The 20,576-nt window shown below is 38.9% G+C and carries 26 protein-coding genes and 1 pseudogene; 3 read left to right on the forward strand and 24 right to left on the reverse strand.

Going from position 1 to position 20,576, the window contains the following annotated elements:
- The first annotated feature begins 35 nt into the window (after positions 1-35).
- A complete protein-coding gene (locus EAH57_RS12040; protein ID WP_121930255.1) occupies positions 36-953 on the forward strand; it encodes a lysine exporter LysO family protein in 918 nt (305 codons plus the stop codon).
- A 69-nt stretch (positions 954-1,022) separates the two neighbouring features.
- Here EAH57_RS12040 and pyrF read toward each other — a convergent pair whose 3' ends face one another.
- Both pyrF and EAH57_RS12050 read right to left on the reverse strand, forming a co-directional pair.
- Positions 1,023-1,703 carry an orotidine-5'-phosphate decarboxylase gene (pyrF, locus tag EAH57_RS12045; protein WP_121930256.1) on the reverse strand — a complete coding sequence of 227 codons (681 nt, stop codon included), beginning with the start codon at positions 1,701-1,703 and terminating at the stop codon, positions 1,023-1,025.
- A gap of 111 nt (positions 1,704-1,814) precedes the next feature.
- Positions 1,815-2,363 carry a helix-turn-helix domain-containing protein gene (locus EAH57_RS12050; RefSeq protein ID WP_121930325.1) on the reverse strand — a complete coding sequence of 183 codons (549 nt, stop codon included), beginning with the start codon at positions 2,361-2,363 and terminating at the stop codon, positions 1,815-1,817.
- An 88-nt stretch (positions 2,364-2,451) separates the two neighbouring features.
- On the opposite strand from EAH57_RS12050, the gene EAH57_RS12055 reads away from it, so the two are divergent.
- Positions 2,452-3,108: an AzlC family ABC transporter permease gene (locus tag EAH57_RS12055; RefSeq protein WP_121930257.1), complete on the forward strand. Its 657-nt coding sequence runs from the start codon at positions 2,452-2,454 to the stop codon at positions 3,106-3,108.
- Entirely contained in the window at positions 3,105-3,431 is a 327-nt protein-coding gene (locus tag EAH57_RS12060) for an AzlD domain-containing protein (RefSeq protein WP_121930258.1), read from the forward strand. The genes EAH57_RS12055 and EAH57_RS12060 overlap by 4 nt, the downstream gene beginning before the upstream one ends.
- Before the next feature lie 86 nt (positions 3,432-3,517).
- Here EAH57_RS12060 and EAH57_RS12065 read toward each other — a convergent pair whose 3' ends face one another.
- The 22 genes and pseudogenes from EAH57_RS12065 to EAH57_RS12170 all read right to left on the reverse strand — a co-directional run bounded on the left by EAH57_RS12065 (position 3,518) and on the right by EAH57_RS12170 (position 20,562).
- The gene (locus tag EAH57_RS12065; protein ID WP_121930259.1) at positions 3,518-3,883 is read right to left on the reverse strand and encodes a lipopolysaccharide assembly protein LapA domain-containing protein; all 366 of its coding nucleotides are present in this window, start codon (positions 3,881-3,883) and stop codon (positions 3,518-3,520) included.
- A gap of 14 nt (positions 3,884-3,897) precedes the next feature.
- Positions 3,898-4,200, reverse strand: coding sequence for an integration host factor subunit beta (locus EAH57_RS12070; RefSeq protein WP_004671373.1), 303 nt, complete (start codon positions 4,198-4,200; stop codon positions 3,898-3,900).
- A 156-nt stretch (positions 4,201-4,356) separates the two neighbouring features.
- Positions 4,357-6,039: a 30S ribosomal protein S1 gene (gene rpsA, locus EAH57_RS12075; protein ID WP_005197163.1), complete on the reverse strand. Its 1,683-nt coding sequence runs from the start codon at positions 6,037-6,039 to the stop codon at positions 4,357-4,359.
- 114 nt (positions 6,040-6,153) lie between these two features.
- On the reverse strand, positions 6,154-6,834 hold the full coding sequence (gene cmk, locus EAH57_RS12080) for a (d)CMP kinase (protein WP_121930260.1): 681 nt from the start codon (positions 6,832-6,834) through the stop codon (positions 6,154-6,156).
- 9 nt (positions 6,835-6,843) lie between these two features.
- A complete protein-coding gene (locus tag EAH57_RS12085; protein WP_121930261.1) occupies positions 6,844-7,284 on the reverse strand; it encodes an SRPBCC family protein in 441 nt (146 codons plus the stop codon).
- A gap of 27 nt (positions 7,285-7,311) precedes the next feature.
- Positions 7,312-7,861: pseudogene (tadA, locus tag EAH57_RS12090) on the reverse strand (tRNA adenosine(34) deaminase TadA).
- A gap of 5 nt (positions 7,862-7,866) precedes the next feature.
- Complete coding sequence (locus EAH57_RS12095) at positions 7,867-8,991, reverse strand: enoyl-CoA hydratase/isomerase family protein (RefSeq protein WP_171407459.1); 1,125 nt, start codon at positions 8,989-8,991, stop codon at positions 7,867-7,869.
- Positions 8,988-9,701, reverse strand: coding sequence for a uracil-DNA glycosylase (gene ung / locus EAH57_RS12100; protein WP_121930264.1), 714 nt, complete (start codon positions 9,699-9,701; stop codon positions 8,988-8,990). Before ung ends, EAH57_RS12095 begins: the two co-directional genes overlap by 4 nt.
- Positions 9,702-9,745: 44 nt before the next feature.
- Positions 9,746-10,342, reverse strand: coding sequence for a 6-pyruvoyl trahydropterin synthase family protein (locus EAH57_RS12105; protein ID WP_121930326.1), 597 nt, complete (start codon positions 10,340-10,342; stop codon positions 9,746-9,748).
- Between the two features lie 102 nt (positions 10,343-10,444).
- Positions 10,445-11,404, reverse strand: a complete 960-nt coding sequence (gene gspK, locus EAH57_RS12110) for a type II secretion system minor pseudopilin GspK (RefSeq protein WP_121930265.1) — start codon at positions 11,402-11,404, stop codon at positions 10,445-10,447.
- A gap of 5 nt (positions 11,405-11,409) precedes the next feature.
- A complete protein-coding gene (gene gspJ / locus EAH57_RS12115) occupies positions 11,410-12,027 on the reverse strand; it encodes a type II secretion system minor pseudopilin GspJ (protein WP_171407460.1) in 618 nt (205 codons plus the stop codon).
- On the reverse strand, positions 12,027-12,413 hold the full coding sequence (gene gspI, locus EAH57_RS12120; protein ID WP_004671386.1) for a type II secretion system minor pseudopilin GspI: 387 nt from the start codon (positions 12,411-12,413) through the stop codon (positions 12,027-12,029). Before gspI ends, gspJ begins: the two co-directional genes overlap by 1 nt.
- Positions 12,400-12,951, reverse strand: a complete 552-nt coding sequence (locus EAH57_RS12125; RefSeq protein WP_121930327.1) for a pilus assembly FimT family protein — start codon at positions 12,949-12,951, stop codon at positions 12,400-12,402. The genes gspI and EAH57_RS12125 overlap by 14 nt, the downstream gene beginning before the upstream one ends.
- 8 nt (positions 12,952-12,959) lie before the next feature.
- Positions 12,960-13,571, reverse strand: coding sequence for a TetR/AcrR family transcriptional regulator (locus EAH57_RS12130; protein ID WP_165382378.1), 612 nt, complete (start codon positions 13,569-13,571; stop codon positions 12,960-12,962).
- A gap of 41 nt (positions 13,572-13,612) precedes the next feature.
- Positions 13,613-14,386 (reverse strand): TatD family hydrolase, encoded by a 774-nt coding sequence (locus tag EAH57_RS12135; protein WP_121930268.1) that lies wholly within the window; start codon positions 14,384-14,386, stop codon positions 13,613-13,615.
- A gap of 22 nt (positions 14,387-14,408) precedes the next feature.
- Positions 14,409-14,753 carry a PilZ domain-containing protein gene (locus EAH57_RS12140; protein ID WP_121930269.1) on the reverse strand — a complete coding sequence of 115 codons (345 nt, stop codon included), beginning with the start codon at positions 14,751-14,753 and terminating at the stop codon, positions 14,409-14,411.
- A 358-nt stretch (positions 14,754-15,111) separates the two neighbouring features.
- Positions 15,112-15,420 (reverse strand): hypothetical protein, encoded by a 309-nt coding sequence (locus tag EAH57_RS12145; RefSeq protein ID WP_121930270.1) that lies wholly within the window; start codon positions 15,418-15,420, stop codon positions 15,112-15,114.
- 202 nt (positions 15,421-15,622) lie between these two features.
- Positions 15,623-16,624: a DNA polymerase III subunit delta' gene (locus tag EAH57_RS12150; protein ID WP_121930271.1), complete on the reverse strand. Its 1,002-nt coding sequence runs from the start codon at positions 16,622-16,624 to the stop codon at positions 15,623-15,625.
- 1 nt (position 16,625) lies between these two features.
- Positions 16,626-17,387 carry a 3-deoxy-manno-octulosonate cytidylyltransferase gene (gene kdsB, locus EAH57_RS12155; protein ID WP_121930272.1) on the reverse strand — a complete coding sequence of 254 codons (762 nt, stop codon included), beginning with the start codon at positions 17,385-17,387 and terminating at the stop codon, positions 16,626-16,628.
- 9 nt (positions 17,388-17,396) lie between these two features.
- The gene (lpxK, locus tag EAH57_RS12160) at positions 17,397-18,407 is read right to left on the reverse strand and encodes a tetraacyldisaccharide 4'-kinase (protein WP_121930273.1); all 1,011 of its coding nucleotides are present in this window, start codon (positions 18,405-18,407) and stop codon (positions 17,397-17,399) included.
- Between the two features lie 2 nt (positions 18,408-18,409).
- Positions 18,410-20,137 (reverse strand): lipid A export permease/ATP-binding protein MsbA, encoded by a 1,728-nt coding sequence (gene msbA, locus EAH57_RS12165; RefSeq protein ID WP_121930274.1) that lies wholly within the window; start codon positions 20,135-20,137, stop codon positions 18,410-18,412.
- Complete coding sequence (locus EAH57_RS12170; RefSeq protein ID WP_121930275.1) at positions 20,134-20,562, reverse strand: ExbD/TolR family protein; 429 nt, start codon at positions 20,560-20,562, stop codon at positions 20,134-20,136. The genes msbA and EAH57_RS12170 overlap by 4 nt, the downstream gene beginning before the upstream one ends.
- Positions 20,563-20,576: the final 14 nt, after the last annotated feature.

Genomic DNA, 20,576 nt, shown 5'->3' on the forward strand with positions numbered 1-20,576 from the left:
CATAATAAGCAGGTTATTCGTGACCTGCTTTTTTTATGCAATCTGTCGTCCTTATTTTCCAAATTTTTATTGCAATAAGCTTAGGCTATTTCTTAGCTCCCCACTTATCACAAAAAATTAAGCGATTTGTTTTTCAAATCCTTCCTTATTTTTCTTATATTCTATTAATTAGTGTTGCATTTGAACTCAGCCAAGCGTTGAACCACATTCCAAATCCTATTGCAATTTTACCACCTGCAGTATTAATCGCATTTACCACCTCGATCGGCTCATTTTTCATTTGTTTGATTACCTACAAAATCATTGATCGCCAAAGCGTACAAGGAAGAATTTCATTACATCTATTCATCAATGCATTGAAAAATATTGCTAAAGCATTTTTAGCATTGGGTGTCGGAATTCTGCTTGGCACACTTGTAAATATCTCTAATCTACAAATCACATTTAATAGTTGGTATTTATTACTGATATTTATCTGCTTGATCGGTATTGAGCTCGCCTTTACACAATTTGATCGCAGTTGGTTGAGTTGGAAAATTTTACTTGTTCCTATTGCTGCCATTATTGGCTCGTGTTTAGCCTCTATTTTCAACTATTTTATTTTATCCAATGACTATAGCTTGAATGAAGTGATGGCTTTGGCCCAAGGCTATGGTTGGTATTCAATGTCTGGGATTTTATTCACAGAACTACACTCAGCCAAACTCGGTGGGATTGCCTTATTAACTGATCTGTTCAGAGAAATTTTTGCGATTATATTGATGTATTGTCTGGGTTGGCGTTTTCCACGATCGGCAATTTCAAGTGCTGGCGCAACCTCGATGGATGTCACACTCGCCATGGTCAAACAATCATGTGGTACGCATTACATACCACATGCAATGATGAGTGGATTAATTCTCTCGTTACTTGCGCCACTATTAATCAGCTTGTTTTTAAATCTGAAATTATAATGGCTATTCAGTTTGCTAATTCGTCGATCACACCATAGGCGAACATAGTTCACCTATCCATGAGTAGATTTAAATCGAAGCTAAAATCGACTTTAACATTTCGGTTGGATTGTCTGCTTTAGTGATTGGACGACCAATCACTAAATGTGTAGAACCATCTTGCATCGCTTGATTTGGTGTCACGATACGTTTTTGGTCATCGGCATTTGAGCCTTCAGGACGAATACCTGGGGTTACCAGTGCAAAATCTTGACCAAGCATTTCACGTAAGATTTTGGCTTCTTGGGCAGAACACACCACTCCATTCAAACCACTCTCTTGTGTAAGTTTTGCTAAGCGCTGTACCTGCTCAACAGGTTCAATATCCAAACCAATATCACGTAAATCTTCACGTCCCATCGAGGTTAAAACAGTCACCGCAATCAATTGAGTTTGATAATTTCCCGCCTGCAATCGCTCTACACAAGTTTCCATCATCTTACGGCCACCAGATGCATGGACATTGACCATCCAGACACCTAAATCTGCAGCTGCACAAACAGCTTGCGCAGTTGTATTTGGAATATCATGAAATTTTAGATCAAGGAAAACGTCAAACCCTTTATCTTGTAGGTTTTTAACAATAGATGGACCTTCACGAGTAAAAAGCTCTTTGCCCACTTTTACACGACAAAGTGACGGATCAAGCTGATCTACAATAGTTAGGGCGTCAAATTGGCTTTTTGCGTCTAAGGCAACAATAATACTCACAAATCTAGTTCCATCACATAAAAATCAGTTCATTATAAGATGATTAATAAAATGAACAAAGTAAGAAAGCATCCATAATGAAAAAAGCTTTCTCACCACGATACCTTTCAGCTATCTTTGCTCAGAAATTAATATTGCTCTGGTATCTTGTTCCAATGCTTCGAAAATATGTTCTTGGTCAGCAGGATAACAAATATAATCCCCTTCACCTAACAACACAGAATCAGAAATCAATCCAACCCTTGCTCTACCTTTCATGATAATAATATGTTCAATACTGCCTATCGAATGCGGTTGACTACAACGAGGTGCGCCAGGTTGCGTTGTCAAAATATACACATCTCGTCTAGCTCCTGTTGGACAGGTTGCCAATAAAATTGCTTGATAATGTGCAATCTCCGAAGAAACAGATGGTCCTTCTCCAAAACGAATGACTTGTGTCTGAGCAATATTTGTTTCCATTAACTTCGCGAATGGAATTTCTAAAGCAACACATAAAGCCCATAAAGTTTCGAGACTAGGATTGCCTTGAGCCGACTCTAGCTGAGACAAGGTCGATTTAGCAATACCTGCTCGACGAGCAAGTTCAGCCAAAGATATTCCAGCCTTTTGTCTTTCTCTTTGTAAACCTTTTGCAACAATTTCTATTGGTAACGCCATAAAACACCATAAAGAACGAACGTTCGCTTTGACGAACATATAAATATTATTCTATTATATCGTACGTTCGTTTTATATAGAAAACATAATGCAAGATAAAGACCGATATAATCTAATCAAAGCCATAATACTTATATCTATTGCAACGGGTATTGTTGGTATTTCACTCGGTTCAGTTGCAGCTAGCTTCAATCTACCGATTTGGATACCTTTACTCCTATCCATTACCGTACTTGCTGGGGCAGCCGAATTCACTTTCATTGGGATGATTGCAACTGGTGCAAACCCAATTTTTGCAGCACTGACTGGCATATTAATCAATTTGCGCCATTTGCCATTTGGACTTTCAGTCGCAACATTTATTGAGAAAAATAGGTCTAGGTTTATTGCTTGCCATATCATGAATGATGAAAGTGTCATGTTTGGCTTAAGTCAACAATCGCCACAGTTAAAAAAGTGGGCATATTGGATGTGTGGCTTAGGGATTAGTCTTCTTTGGCCAATCGGTGTTTTGATCGGTTATCTATTAAGTAAGAGCATTCCAGATATTTATGTATTTGGCATTGATGCTGCATTTCCAGCAATTCTTTTCGCACTAATTTTGCCACTATTAAGAAACAAAACAACTCGAAATAGAGTATTCGTCGGCACGACACTATCTTTAGCCTCAATCCCTATACTCCCTACAGGTTTGCCCGTTTTAATATCAATGTTTGGTTTACTTTTGGGGATTAAGTCAAAATGAAAGACAGTCAAAGTTATATCTTTGTTGGAATCGTTATTCTGGCTTTGGGTACATATCTGATTCGTTACTCAGGCTTTTATTTAGCCAATCGTATGACAATCAGAGAACATCATAGACAACTCCTATCTGACTCGGCTTGTGTACTGCTCTTTACATTAGCTGTATTCAATACGCTTTTCACCGAAGGTCACTTTAGTGGCATTAGTAAAATTATCGGTGTTTCCGTTGCTATTATTTTTGCTTGGAAAAAATACTCCCTTATTATCGTTATTTTAGTGGCAATGATGATTACTGCGATCTTAAGATATCTAGGCTTTCCTTAAAATAAAAAAATAGCTCTTTAATCAAATAAAGAGCTATTTTTTAGCTGTAAAATCGTTAGATTTTAAAGCACTTGAAATATCTTAAATTATAGTGGATTACGAGGTTGGCTTTCTGAATTAATATCCATCACCGTTTTCTCATGTCTCACACTGGCTGCAACTTCTGCTGCAGCTTGCTGAGCAAGTTGAATTTGCTCTTTGCGAAGATGGTCAATATCTTTACGTAATCGCTTGATTTCCCAACTCGTTTGAAAAACGCGAAAAACCTGTACGCCCAGCAATAATCCAACCACAACACCCAATGCTAAAGTCAATAAAAGCAAAAGACCTAAACGCATGGCAGGAACTTGAGTAAATAATAAATCTACTGGCAGCTCTGTTGGGTTTTGAAGCACTAAAGCAAGCGAATAGCCAAAAATAACAACGAGCAATGCAATTAATACATAACGCATAAACACCTCAACTCTTAATCAGCGGTTTCGTTTACTGCATCACGAAGTGCTTTACCTGGTTTAAAATGAGGAACAGCTTTTGCCGCAACATCAACAGATTTACCAGTTTTAGGATTCCGACCTAAACGTGGCTCACGGTGATGTAAAGCAAAGCTACCAAAACCACGAATCTCGATACGATCACCAGTTGAAAGTGCTTCAATCATTTGATCGATCATAATCTTTACAGCATCTTCCACTAATGGTTCAGCCAAGTGTGGGTTTTTAAGTGCAATCCGTTCAATTAAATCAGATTTATTAAGTGCTTCAGTAGTCATTGATGACCTCTTTAATTATTGCTACTTCTCAGTTTTTTAATAATAACCTGTTTAAATACAAAACGGTAGCGTAGTACATCAATACTACGCTACCGTTTACAGTATTTTTGTATAAAAAAGTACGTATCTGTTACAAGAAACGTACCTTTTAACAAATTACTTCATTTGAGCTTTAATTAAGTCACCAATGGTTTTAGGACCATTGCTTTCTGCAGTTTGAGTTGCAGCAGCTTGACGAACAGTGTTCACAGCTTCTTTCTCTTCAGCTTCGTCTTTCGCTTTGATAGACAAGTTGATAGAGCGAGACTTACGATCAACGTTGATGATCTTCGCTTCAACTTCTTGACCAACTTCTAGGAACTTAGTCGCATCTTCAACGCGATCGCGGTTGATTTCAGATGCTTTAAGCGTTGCTTCGATGTCATCAGCAAGTTTAACTGTTGCGCCTTTAGCATCAACTGCAGTTACAGTACCTTTAACTAAAGCACCACGTTCATTCGCAGCTAAGAAGTCATTGAATGGATCGCTGTTTAATTGCTTGATACCAAGGCTGATACGGTTACCTTCAGCATCTACAGATAAGATAACTGCTTCAACTGTGTCGCCTTTCTTGTAACGACGAATCGCTTCTTCGCCTTGTTCGTTCCAAGAAATATCAGACAAGTGTACTAAACCGTCGATTCCACCAGATAAACCGATGAAGATACCGAAATCAGTGATTGACTTAATCGTACCAGAAACTTTTTCGCCTTTTTCATTTGCTTTAGCAAACTCTTCCCATGGGTTAGCACGAGTTTGTTTGATACCCAATGAAATACGACGACGTTCTTCATCAACTTCAAGAACCATAACATCAACTTCATCACCGATCTGAACAACTTTAGATGGGTGGATGTTTTTGTTAGTGTGGTCCATTTCTGAAACGTGTACTAAGCCTTCAACGCCTTCAGCGATTTCAGCAAAACAACCGTAATCAGTTAAGTTAGTCACACGTGCTTTAACGATAGAACCTTTAGGATAACGGTTCATGATCGCTAACCATGGATCTTCGCCTAATTGCTTAAGACCTAAAGATACGCGGTTACGCTCACGGTCAAACTTAAGTACTTTAACTGTAACTTCTTGACCAACTTCAACAACTTCTGAAGGATGTTTGATGCGTTTCCAAGCCATATCTGTGATATGAAGAAGACCATCAATACCACCAAGATCAACGAATGCACCGTAATCAGTAAGGTTCTTAATAGTACCTGTAACTGTTTGGCCTTCTTCAAGTTGAGCAAGTAATGCTTCACGGTCAGCTGAAGATTCAGCTTCCATAACTGCACGACGAGATACAACAACGTTGTTACGTTTCGCATCAAGTTTGATTACTTTAAACTCTAACTCTTTACCTTCAAGGTGAGTAGTGTCACGGATAGGACGCGTGTCAACTAAAGAACCTGGTAAGAATGCACGAACAGGACCGATGTCAACAGTGAAACCGCCTTTAACCTTACCAGAGATAACACCAGTAACGATTTCGCCGTCTTCAAAGATTTTCTCAAGCTTAGTCCAAGTTTCAGCACGTTTTGCTTTTTCACGTGATAAAACTGTTTGACCCATACCGTTGTCAAGTGCTTCAACCACTACGTCAACAGTATCACCAACTTGAACTTCAAGTTCACGTTGTTCATTTAAAAATTCAGCACGATCAACAACGCCTTCAGATTTAAGGCCAGTGTCAACAGTAACCCAGTCAGAATCGATACTAACAACAGTACCTTGGATGACTGCACCCTTTTCAACGTTGAGGTTTAATTCACTTTCTTCAAAGAGGGCTGCAAAAGATTCGGTCATGATATACCTGATAAAGTCCGCGGTCTTGGATCAGACAAGGCCGGTTTAGTTAAGTTGTTACATTGTCCAAAAAATCTGATCAAGCAATGCTTCAACTGATAAAAAATTGTGTATCTATTTTATACGGCTATTGATATAGTCAACCATCAACTGAAATACTTCATTGATACCTATTGTAGAACTATCAATGACATACGCATCTTCAGCGGGTCTGAGAGGAGCAACAGTACGCTCCATATCTCTTTTATCCCTAGCCTGTATGTTAGATAAAATGTCGCTTATTTTAGCATCAAGACCCATGCCCTGCAACTGTTTTACACGGCGCTCTGCACGAGACTCAGCCGATGCCGTCAAATAAATTTTAGCTTGCGCTTCTGGAAAGATCGATGTCGCCATATCACGACCATCGGCAACCAAGCCAGGTGTTTGGATAAATGCACGTTGGCGTTCAAATAAAGCTTTACGCAATTCAGGAACAACCGCAACTTTTGATGCGTACTCTCCAACCTGCTCAGTCCTGATCGTATTGGTGACATCGACACCATCCAACAAGATCAATGTAGTTGTATCCGTTGTTTTGAATTCAATATCCAAATTGAGCGCACAATCAATACATTGCTCTAATTTTACATCCAGTTGGTCGAGCAGATCTTGTTGAAACAGTGACAGCCCGAGTAAACGATAAAGTGCGCCAGAATCTAATAAATTATAATGATAATGAGCAGCAATTTTTGCAGCCAAAGTCCCTTTACCAGATCCACTTGGACCATCAATCGTAATAATATGAACTGTCATTCCCATCTCTTATGCAGCAACTGATTTCGCTAATTTTGAAAATCCTAGTGTAATCGCTGCTTTGAGTTGTGCAAGAACTAATTTGCTTACAAAAGGTGCTTTTGCTGTAAATTCAATCTTATAGGTTACCAAAGTGATATAAGGCGTAATTTCTTTGAAATCAATTTGCCCCAAATGGTGCTTAACCAATCGATTGTTAATTATTTTATATTCAATACGTTGATTTTCTTCTAACAGAGTGATCTCTTCTTGAAGTGGCTTAATTGGACCAAAGCCCAAACGGCGAATTGAACCGATACCATCTGGACGTTTAGGATCAGCAGAATCCTTGACACGCACCACCTGTAACGGTGCAAAAGCTTTACTATAAGTTGCGTGTTTTGACAATAACTCAAAAACCTCAGAGATCGGTGCATTGAATTCTTTTTGTATGGTGATTGCATTACGCATAGTTTCGCCTTTTTAATTAAACCAAAATCATCGGAGGCTTAGTTTGCCACAATCGCTGAGACATTTTGAATCATTTAAGGACGTTTTTTGATAAACGGCTTTTCTTCTTTTCGCTTCTTCTTTGTTTAAAAAAATCACTGAGTTGAGTTGAACATTCCGCTTGTAAACAACCTTGTTTAAAGGTGAATTTATGGTTGTAATAACCATTTTCAAGCAGTTGACGGGCACTGACCAGTGAACCTGCCTTAGGCTCAGTTGTAGCAAACACTACACGTTGAACACGCGCGTGAATTAAAGCCCCCACACACATTGTGCAAGGCTCAAGCGTGACATAAAGCGTGGCATCATCAGGAAGTCGGTAATTATTGATAGATTGACAGGCCATACGTAGCGCTTGAATCTCTGCATGCGCCGTAGGATCCGAAAGTTTGATCGGGGCATTATAGCCCACCCCAATGATTTCACCTTGGCTGACAATAACAGCCCCTACAGGAATCTCCCCCTGAGCTGCGGCTAATGCAGCCTGCTCGTAAGCAAACTGCATCCAATGTTCATCATTACTATTATTTTTACTCATATGCCTTAAACAATAATACCGTATTGTCTTAACAAAGCATTCCAGCTATCAATATTTGTCACTGGTGGACAATCAGATAAAATATCTTTTAAAGTAATTTTCTCTGTCGCTTTCCATTCTGGAGAGAGATCTTTGTCCACTAAGCGAGCACGCACGCCTTCTACGAAGTCAGGATGACGGATTTTCCAATCAGAAATCTGAGCTTCTAGCGCAAAAACCTCATCCCAAGCATGACCCTGTTTACCCCATTGCCAAAGTAACCACGTGATCGCTGCTGTACTCGGTGACCCCTTTTGCAAGTTCTCACTTGCCTGACGCAACCAATCACTACTCGCCTCACTCAATCCGATAATTGCCTGATAATCAAATTCAAAGTTTTGACCACGACAAACACTATGAATAACATCAATCGAATTTTGCAAAGGACCTGCTGCAACTGGACGATGCAGACTATTTAATGTGTCATCAATGGCACGGAAAGCACCTGCTGGATAATGATTCCAATCTACATTTAAGACTTTTTGCAAGACATTATCACGTTGCGCTTCACAGATATGTGTCGCCCAACCGATACTAAATGCACCAGCAGCCGTCATAATCGATCCAGTTAGACCAGTGAACAAACCAATTTGTCCCCGATCGGCCAGAAATCGACTTCCCCCTACATCTGGATATAAACCGATATTGATTTCAGGCATAGCCAAACGTGAATAAGGTGTCACTAAACGGAATGGAGCCGCCATGAATAAACCAAGCCCACCACCCATCACATAGCCTTCACCCCAAACTACAATCGGCTTAGCATAATTATGAAGTAATAGGTCTAAGGCATATTCTTGCTCAAAGAATTTATTCGCAGTGTCAACTTCTTTATTTACAACCAATTGACGAAGCTTACGTACGTCTCCACCTGCACAAAATGCTTTTGGTGTGGTTGAATCTAACCAAATTGCTTTGACACTTTCATCATCATGAAAATGCTCAAACACTCGAAAAAGTGCAGTTACAATAGACTCGTCTAATGCATGTAAAGATTTTGGTCGGTTAAGACGAATGACTCGCCAACCATTTTTTTCTTGCTCAATAACCAAATCAGGATGATAGCTATTTAAATCAGGAGAAGTCATTATGCGTCCAATTGCCAGTCTATAGGCTCAATGCCATGTTGTTTCAAATAATGATTGCTTTTAGAAAATACTTTACAGCCAAAAAAACCACCACGGTTTGCCGCCAATGGCGACGGATGAGCTGCACTTAATACGAGATGTTTATTACGATCAATACGTTGTCCTTTACGCTGTGCATAAGCACCCCATAAAATAAAGACCACGTGTTCGCGCTGCTCATTTAATACATCGATCACAGCGTCTGTAAAATCTTCCCAGCCTTGCTTTTGATGAGAAGTTGGTTGGCCTGCCTCTACGGTCAGTACACTATTCAACAACAGCACACCCTGCGCAGCCCACTTATTCAAATCACCATGCCGAGAAATAGGCACGGCCAAATCACTATGCAATTCATGGAAAATATTACGTAAAGAAGGTGGTAATGCAACCCCTCTTTGCACAGAAAAACTTAAACCATTGGCTTGATTTGGCCCGTGATATGGATCTTGACCTAAAATTACAACTTTAACAGCACTCAAAGGCGTTGTATTTAGTGCATTAAAAATATGTTTACTTGGTGGGTAAATCGTCTTCTCTGCAAGTCTTTGCTGTTGCAAGAACTCACGTAAATGATCCATCTTCTGACCGAGCAGAAATTCTGATAATGAGATTTTCCATGACTCATCCAGCTGAACTTTACTTAACTTGTCCTGTTGCTGTTCAGTAAATTGCATCAATGTTCCTTGAGATAAATTCACTCCCTTGAGTGAGTAGGTACTTAAATATTAACTTGTAATTCTACATTCGGGTTTTGAAATCGCATTCCATTTTTCAAGCGCTCATACATTTGTGGATCACTCCACTCACTTTGAACCTGCTCTGAAAAAACGATTTGATCTAGGCTCAATATGCCCATTTGTTCATTATCAATATCTTCTTGAAAACTTTGTGCATAACCCGTATCAGTTTCGTGAACAATCACCGAATATACTTCAACATCCCCTTCGCCATTCTGGGTAACGGTTGAATTTAATACTTGTTGCGCAAGAAAAAAGAAAATACGAGAAAATTGTTCTGCTGATGGTGAAACAGGCAAAGCCACCCAACGTGCGCTAAAGGTTTTGCATGCATCAATATACGCAGCATCGTCTTTTTGCCAATAACAAATCGCATGATCAAAACTATCAAATAGTTCTTTAATCACGCCTTTAAGCAGTCCAAAATCATAAACCATTTGCCCATGATCTAACTTTGACGCTTTTAGTAATAATTCAACTTTATAGCTATGCCCATGAATCGAACGCTTACAGCGATCCGATGTACAATTTCGTACAATATGCGCGTTTTCAAACTTAAATAATTTACGAATTAACATGCACCAAGCTGATCTTTTTTGCAAACAAGCTTTATTATAAAGCAAAAAAACAAGCATTGGGATTGAATTTAAATCTTGTGACTATTCAATAATCCAATCTACTCACTTAAAAGGGGCAAGACTTCTTGAATAGACAGCAACTTGTTTATCTTGTCGGTGCATCGAGCTGCTAAATTGGCGCTTCCGCTCACTTAAAACAACTTCTATTTGTGCAGTAAAAAATGAGGATTTACTGTCTAACCACGTCGCCGCATCTGCCTTATTTTGCTGCTCTATTCCTGAAAAAGCATTGAGCTTCCACAAATCTTCAACATTATTGAAATACGATAAATCAGCTTGTTTTGTTTTTAATTCTTGCTCTACAGCATTGACATCGACGCTTGGATCAATACTTGCCAACAATAATGCCGGCGCAGTGTTCATATTAATTTTTGTTGGTTCTGGCAATGCCGTAATATATTGCTTAATCAAATCGTAGTTTTTCCCTTCGAACCCTCTAACCAACTTCAATTCTTCAATACTGTGAAATTTGGTATTTGGAGCTAGATAAGAAGGATCTAATCCTTGATAATAATTACTCTCAGCACCCATCGCACCTGTTGTTTCATCATCAGTATCTTGCCAATCAATCACAGCTTGGCTTAGCTCTGCGGGCAAACCAACACGCTGTAAAAGTTTTTCAAACCAGCGACGAGCCAAATCATCAACTTCATTGCCATTTGCTTTTACCAAATTATTTAAGTTGAATTTTCCAGATTCATCCACTAAACGACCTTGAACAGAACCACCATCAACAGGAAATGATGGCATTGGTTTGGCCCAATTCTCTTGTAAATGATCAACACTGTTACCGTTATCGCTATCTTGAATCAACAACTCCGAGAAAAATGCTTCGGCACTTTTGGCATAAAGTAAAGATTGATTCTGACGCATCAAATAGCCTGTATTTTCAGCACTATTACTTTGTCGTTTTGCAATGGTTGCTGCAAGAATCGTCGCAAGTGCAACCATAACCAAGATCGTAAGCAATGCAATACCACGTTGAGACGCATATGTCTTCATAGCAATTACTGACCACCCTGATTGTTGCTGACCAAGCTATATATCCACTCATAGTCTGTACCTGCGACCGTGAGCTGTATTTTAAAACCTAATGGTAATTTTTTTAATTCATTCACATTATTTGAATCACTCGTGTTTTCTGGCCACTCCGACAATTCCTGAGGATTCAATACCAGTACTTTAAACTGATCAACATTTTCTAACAAAGTACTTGAAATCGGCTGCACACGATTGGGGATGTTTAAATTTGCATATTTCAAACGATAGACTTTTTTTTGTGCTTCATCAAAACGATATTCAATACGCTCGTAAGGAGATAAGCCTTGTTTCAATGGATCAGATACACCAGCTTTACTGAACATAAAACTTCGATCATCCAACACCACGGCAGCCTGAAGCTGTCGTCCATCATTAGCCGTTAAAGGAATAATTTGTAAGCTGTCTCTTAAAACCTGTTGATAAGCATCCTGCAAAGCGAACAAATGTACCTCATGTTCGGCATTACGGTCTTTCACTTTTAGTAAATAGTCAAATACTTTCCATCCCAACATCGAAAGCACAGCAAAAATCGCAATCGCAACCAGCAATTCCACCAAAGTAAAAGCTTGCTGTTTATATTTCATCATGTCTTCGCTTGTTCAGGATAGTTAAAAAATACTATATTGCTAATACCTGCTTCTACTTTATCCTGATCAACGTTAAACAAACTTATCTGTAACTCAATACGTTGTATTTTGGGGCTAATTGTAGGTTCAGCTTTTTTATCAATTTGCCACGTTTCACCTTGTGAAGAAACTTGCTTTGATTGAGTTCCATCTAACCATTCTTTATTCATTTCCATCATCGCAACTTCATTCATTGCAACAAATTGAGCTTTGGTCCGCAAAATCGCATTTGAGGTTGCTTGAGTGTATTGCATTGCAATTTTAGTCAATGCAATCGCAGCCACTGCAAAAATCGCAAGTGCGACCATGACTTCAAGTAATGTAAATGCCTTATTCTTCTTCATTTACTTTACCCAAATGATCCAGCGACAGCTCATGTCCAATCGGTCGTTGCTCATAATAAAATTGAATTCGAACAGGCTTCACCTCACCATTGCCAAACCAAATCAGTTGTGGCGCCCTGCCACCTAATAGATCGTCATTCTGTGCTCTTTTATAATTTTCAGTATCTAAACTTTGAATGCTAAAAGATACATTTTTCGGTAACTGACGAGGTTTGAACTCTTTATAAACCTGCCAAATACGATCCGCTTGTTGAATACGCTCATGACTTTGATCATGATATTCAAACAGGTTATAACTAAAAGATGAAACATCTGTTGCATTTTGAGTATTTAACGCAAAAACTTTTGCTTGATCTGTGGCTTCTTTATTGATTTTCTTAAGATCAAGAATAAACATTTCCCTAGCTTGCATCGCTCTACGCTGATCAACACCACCGATATTCAAGACCACCAAAGATGTCATGATGGTCATAATCACAATCACCACCATGATCTCAATCAGGGTAAATGCTTGTTGCGATCTCAGTGAAGACTTCATTTTATTGGTCACGAAGATGAAACTTGTTCAAGCTGCTTAGGCATAGCCAAAGCTTGCTCAATATAAGCGACTCGTAATGTATCTCTAGAACCTAAATAGCGCTGATAAAAACTTGAATTTAGGATAACTGCTGCACCATAGGTCAAAGACCAAATAGATGCTAAATAATCACGGGTTGTCATACTACTGTTAATATCAAGCAAATAACTTTCCGTCATTCGAATGATAATACGTAATCGTTGACGGCGAATCTTATATAACTCACTAAATAATTGCTGAATACCTTGTGCTGTCGTTGATAAACGCTCTTCAATTTGATGAAATAGTGCGGTACGTTCAGGATGGTGTAAATGATGCAACATAAAAAAAGCTAAATGCTCTGGAAAGCTTTTTTCTATATCTTGAATCATTGCTAACAACATTCGCTCATTGCGAATAATCAACAACATATATAATTCATCTTTACTCTGAAAATGCTTATATAAGGTGCCTTTTGCAAGATCCAATTCAGCCGCAAGAGCATCAAGCGTCATGCCCGCTTCGCCATTTTCTAATAGGAGTTGCTCAGCGATTTGAAAAATTAATACTTCTCGTGCTCGAAACTGAGCTTGACGATCCATTTTCACGTGATAACTCTCTTTCCTAATACAACAAAAACCGTTTATTTAAAATTTAAAAGATTTTCAAAATTCTGTGTTGTAATCACACCAATTTCTTCAACTGTTTTATCATATACATCAGCCAAGGCTTTTGCTACATACGGAACATATTTAGGTTCATTGGTTTTTCCTCGATAAGGCATAGGCGCCAAATAAGGACTATCCGTTTCAATCAATACACGATCTAACGGAACTTGTTTCGCAACATCACGCAGATCTTGGGCATTTTTAAAAGAAATAATACCTGAAAAAGAAATATAATAACCGCAATCTAAAACTGCTTTTGCTGTTTCCCAGTCTTCAGTAAAACAATGCAATATACCGTGGGTCGATTGTTCTGCCCGAATAATATCAATCGTATCGTGCTTAGCGGAGCGCGTATGTACAACCACAGGCTTCTTCACAATTTTTGATGCTTGAATATGTCGAGCAAAACACTGTTTTTGCTCAGCGACAAAATCTGTACTGTGATAATAATCTAAGCCTGTTTCCCCCAAAGCCCAGACCTTTTCGGATTGGGCTAGTTCGACTAAATAGTCCGTTGTTGCACGTGCCATAACATGACCATCTTCACAGGGATGCACACCCACTGTATAACCCACATCATCATGACGGGAAGCAATTTCTGCCAGTTTAATATGGTCATCAAGATCAACGGAGATTCCCATAAATTTTGAGACACCCGCAAGTCGAGCTTGTGCGAGTGCTTGATCTAGATTCCCATCATAAGGACTCAAATCTAACAGGGTTAAATGGCAATGCGTATCAACAAACACTCTTTCTTCCTATTCATGACGCTTACATCGTATAACTTGGACGATCCATACCTTTAGAACCTGCCAATAATTTCTCAGCCTCGTTCTTATAATACACACCTTTTTCGCCAGCCAACTGAATCGCAAAACCTTGTGGCTTGAAATGTGTCTGTTTGTGCGAGATCCAAATGACTTTACCAGTGAGCGGGATCTTTTGTGATTGCTCTGGTAGTGTCGCCAAAATAAAAACTTCCTGTCCCATTTTTACTGCTTGTTTAGTTGGGACAAATAATCCACCGCCTTGTACAAAAGGCATATAGCTCGATTGTAGAGTGGCCTTATCAGGAATATTGACCTGTATAATCCCACCCATCATTTGATGTTGCATAACCTTCCCCTGTTAAATACATAAAATTATCAATATCATTCCACATTGATAAACTTATAAAAACTATCAATTCGCTTTGATCTGTTTTATAAACGTCCTTTGAATTACCGCTTACTTAGTATCTATACATGATTTATCATTTGATTATAGAAAACAATCCTACAAACAACAAATACTGTTTCAGCAAAATGTTGCGAAAGAACACAAAACGGCTTGTATTTAGCTAGATTAGGAATTTTACATAGACCTTTCAGCACATAACATTAGACCAAGCCTTCAAATCATGCTTATGACAAAAGCTAAAAAACCGCTCATAATCAGATTACATTATGAACGGTTCAATTCGTTTTAAAAGGACTTACTTTTCAGTGCACTTATAATCAAAATTGAGTTTACTGATCGTTTGATCGGTATGTCGTGTCACAACAGCGATCTGCCGCGCCCCTGCTTCAATATAAAGTTTACCGCTAAACTGATTCGATTTTGCATTTTGTTGGTTATGATTAAATGAGTAGCTATACACGCACTCATAGGATTGTGAACCATGATTAGATGCGTTGATCAGAATAGAAGAGCCTTTGATATTTGACTCAAACTTGGGCTCAGCCATCGCAATGGCTGGTAAAATTACAAGTGATAATGCAACAGCTATAGATCTTATTTTCATCACTATATTCCTTATTTTTTGCTATTATTGTGAAGTACCTCACATTTTATATAAAATAAGTTCGGAAGTTATAATAAAAAACAATTTAAATACAATCTTTACAAAACATCTTAAAATGCAGCGCAGCCTCATGAATAACTATCCAATTAGCCGAAAAAATATTGATTCTTGCGAATCAAAAGCATGATAGCCCATCACTTTGTTATTGCGAAAACCCAAGCTCAACATTCATCAACTGAATAAACAACTCATCTACGACCAATTGCGATTGTACATTCTGCGCCACCATCAGTTTCTTTTGTTGGACGTCAGTATAAATCGCAAATAAGCGTTCTAAATGATATTGTTCAGCTAAATCCTGAAAATCTAAATCATCATTTCTCAATGATTGATTCAACTTAAAACTCATTAAATCTGCTAATAAATATTCGAACATGGTCATAAATTCTGTAAAACTTAACTCTTTAGACCATTTGTTGGCATAGTGCAACGGCATACTTTTTTCAGCTACTAATTTTAGCCAATCACTTAAGAACGAAGTGCGTTTTTGCAACCAACCGCTTTGCTCTATTTCAATCGCAGTCAACGGCATTCCGTTGGCTAGATTTAGCAATAATGAAATATGTTGAGTGCTAATATTTGGAACTTGTTGTTGCACAAATGACTGTGCATCTTCCACACTTAAGCGATCTAAAGCGAAACGTTGCAAACGACTGCGAATCGTTGCAGGTAATTTTAAGTAATGATCAGCAAGTAAAATCAAAATGACTTTCTCACCCGGTTCTTCAAGTGTTTTCAGTAAAGCATTTGCTGAAGCCATATTTAAAGCTTCTGCAGGTTCAATCACGATAACTCGCCAACCCTCACCAGTTTGCTGAACAAAAGGAAGTAAATCTCGTATTTTTTCTATTTTAATTTTCGCATTTTGTTTTTTATTGTCTTCATCTGTGGTGATATGCACATAATTCGGATGTGTATCAGATTTCAACCATTGGCAGCTTGCACATTCTCCACAGGCTGCTTGTGGCTGTTTATTCGCACATAATATCCAAGCAACAAAGCGTTCAGCAAACTCTTTTTTAGCACAGCCTTGCTTGCCATAGAATAATAGGCCATGCCCTATTTCAGGAAAGCGGGTTGTCAGCAATCCCCAAGTTTGTTCATGCCAAGCGTAAGTTTTTGTAGACTGGATATCGACGATCATATTATTCAAATGCACTCACTGGCATTGCATTGAGTCGATCTAAATCAGCTTGAGTATCGACACCTGGTGGTAAGTTGGCTTCGGCAACTGCGATCGCAATACGATGACCATTTTCTAGCACTCGAAGTTGCTCTAAACTTTCTAATTGTTCTAATTGACCTTGATCCCATGTGACATATTCTTGTAGTAACTTCACTCGATAAGCATATAAACCTAAATGACGAAATGCCTGATCATGTACCTGAGCTTCAGCTTGTTTCGCGCCATCACGATCATATGGAATTGTGGCACGACTAAAATAGAGTGCTTCATTGCGATTAGACATCACGACTTTAACAATACTATCGCGTTGAAACTCATCTAAATGATAAATTCGCTCGCACAATGTAGACATTGAACACTGCGGATTATCAACAAGAAGCTGTGTTACTTGTTTAACGAGCCGTGCAGGAAGTAATGGTTCATCACCCTGAACATTGACAATAATATCGTCTGCTGCCCAACCTTTAAGGCGTGCAACCTCACTCAAACGATCCGTCCCAGATGGATGATCCGCACTGGTCATAACCACATCTACCCCTTCAGCACGACAAGCATCAGCAATTCGAGGATCATCAGTCGCTACACATAAATCATCGAAACCTTCAACCTTCCGCGCTTGATCGACCACACGTAAAATCATCGGACGACCATGAATCAATAAAAGGGGTTTTGCTGGCAAACGAGAACTCGCAAAACGAGCAGGTATAACGATATGTTTCATGGTGATTCTCTAAGAAAATTGAATACCAACTTGTTGCAACTGCTGTTTCAACAAGTCATAACAATCAGATGATAAAACGGCCTCAACAGGTACAACCCAAATTGGTATATTAAATTCAGGATGCTGTTGCAACAAACTTTTAAACTTTACAGCATCTTTTTCAGTCGTAATAATTGCATCTTGCGAATCAAAAATTAAATCTGCGATTTCATAATCATAGTGATCTGGAAATTCATGTGCTTGATATTGACTCACACCCAGCTTACTTAGTGTCTGATAAAAGCGCTGCGGAAAGCCGATCCCAACGACAGCATTAAAATATTGGTTCGCATCAAACCAACTTAACTCTAAATGATTGTTGAGTAGATAAGGTTGCCCAACATCTAAATGCATATTGTTATGTGGCTGAGCAACTTTAGTATGTTCGATAACTGTGCTGCTTTTTAATCTTGATTTTGGTTCTCGCAAATACCCTTCAGGTAATAGCTTTTCATTGCCTAAACCACGGTTTTGATCCAATACAATCCATTCAATCTGACGACCTAAAGCCCAATGCTGAAGACCATCATCGCTAATAATCAAATCAAGATCACCAACAGTTTGCAACAATAACTCTATAGATGCTTGACGATTAGGCCCAACTGCCATCGGGACATCGGTCGACTGAACAATCAAACAAGGTTCGTCACCAACAATGGAAGGTTCAGATAGCTGTTCAACTTTTGCAGGAAAAGGACCCTGTCCGCCATAACCACGACTGATCACCCCAACACGCACACCTTGCTGTTGCAAATATTTGACCAACTCAATCAGCAATGGGGTTTTGCCGCTTCCACCAACCGTAATATTACCAATCACCATGACAGGCACAGGCGCGTGATAAACCCTTTTGATACCTACTGTATACAAGCTTTGATTTAGACAGAAACCAAACCGATATAACCATGACAATGGGCGCAAAACAATTAACCATGAAGCTTGTTCATTCCAAGCATCTTGTATACGTTGCGCCATCGACATGATTAATCTTCCTCAAAATTACGCTGATGTAACTGGTAGTACATACCATGTTTAGCAAGTAACTCTGTGTGCGTACCCTGCTCTATAATCGCACCTTTGTCCATGACGACAATAAGATCTGCATTTTCAACTGTTGATAGGCGGTGTGCAATCACGATAGTGGTACGACCTTGCATCGCCTCATCAAATGCTTGTTGAATGAAGTATTCGGACTCATTATCAAGCGCACTGGTTGCTTCATCTAAAATCAAGATCGGTGAATTTTTCAAAATTGCTCTTGCAATCGCAATTCGTTGACGTTGACCACCAGATAGATTTAAACCTTGCGCACCTAGAACGGTGTTATATCCATGCGGCAACTCCATAATAAAGTCATGCGCATAGGCTGCTTTCGCCGCTGCAATGATTTGCTCATCACTTGAATCTTGCAGTTGTCCATAGGCAATATTGTCACGTACGCTACGGTTGAATAGCACTACTTGTTGGTTCACCATCGCAATTTGCGAACGCAAACTAAGCAACTCAATCTCTTGAACAGGAGTATCATCAAAATAAATCTGACCGCGACTCAGTTCTTGGAAGCGCGGCAACATATTCACTAACGAGGTTTTACCCGCACCAGAACGCCCAACCAATGCAATCGTTTGCCCAGCTTTTATATCTAAAGTGAAATCTTTAATCGCATGGGTGCCATCGCTATATTGCAAATTTGCATGATCAAATCGAATATTGCCTTTCAATGCAGGTTTTAATTGGCCTTTATTTTCTTCTTCTGGTAGATCCAATAATTCAAAAACCGAATGCGCAGCCGCTAAACCACGTTGTAGTTTTTCATTGATATCCGTTAAGTTTTTCACTGGCTTAGAAATCAAACCTGCAGCAGTAATATAAGCCACAAATTCACCTGCTGAAGTATCACCAAACACTTGCGGTCTTAACGCTAACCAAAGAATAAGTGCCATTGCACAAGACAAAACAAGCTGAACAACAGGACTGTTAATATTTTGAACCACGACCATTTTTAAACCACGGCGAAGGTTTTCTACCGATGATGTATAAAAACGTTGTTGTTCGAAAGCTTCACCTGTAAAGCTTTTGACTACTGAATTACCATTAATGGTTTCTTGAACCACGTGATTGACATCACCCATGGTATTTTGCACTTGCAGTGAAAGTTTACGCATTCGTTTCGCAGCAACACGAACCAAAATTCCAATCACTGGCATAAATACAATAATACAAAGCGTTAAGCGCCAGTTGGTATAAAATAAATAACTCAGCAACGCGATCACAATTAAACCATCTTTTACGACGGTTTGCAGTGAGTCCGATGAGGCTGCTGTTAACTGTTGTACGTTGTACATTAACTTAGAACTGATGTGTCCTGAAGTATTATCAAGATAATATTGTGCAGGTAGCCTTAGGAGTTTCGCATAAACTTCTTGACGGATACTAAACACCAATCTTCTTGAGATTACTGCTGTAAAGTAGCCACCTAAAAACAAGCCTATGCCACGGAAAAACATGAGCAAAATAATTAAAACGGGAAACCAGTTTAAATTTTCTCGACTACCTTCCTGAATCGCATCAATAATATATTTAAGTAGTTTAGCGACCGAGACCTCTGTGGCGGCATTGATACTAAAACCCAGCAATACTAATAAGGCGACGCCCCAATAAGATTTTAAATAAGTTAAAAGACGCAAATAGACTTTAAAATCTTGATTCACTCAGTAAAACCTCTAGTTGGAACTTTAGTGCTAATGTTGACATTGACAAAGCCAAGCTGTCCTGCCACATCCATCACACGAATCACATCTTGATGTGCTGCACTTGAATCAGCGGCAATAATGAACATAAAATCTCGGCGATCTTGGGCAACTTGTTTAATTGCGGTGCTTAAGTCAGCAATTTCTTTGCTTGATAATGCTTGACCATTCACAGAATAATACCCTTTTGAGTCTACCATGATTTCAATTTTGTGATCGAATTGTTTCGGCGGAACGCCTTGCGCATCAGGCAGCGTAAGATTTATGCGACTTTGCTGACTAAAAGTGGTTGAAAGCAATAAAAACACCAAAATAAATAACATGCAATCAATCATTGGTGTCAAATTAATATGAATATCTTCAACCTGAGAACGTTTAAATTTCATCATGACACCTATGC

The organism is Acinetobacter sp. 2JN-4, assembly GCF_003687745.1.
GTDB lineage: Bacteria > Pseudomonadota > Gammaproteobacteria > Pseudomonadales > Moraxellaceae > Acinetobacter > Acinetobacter halotolerans.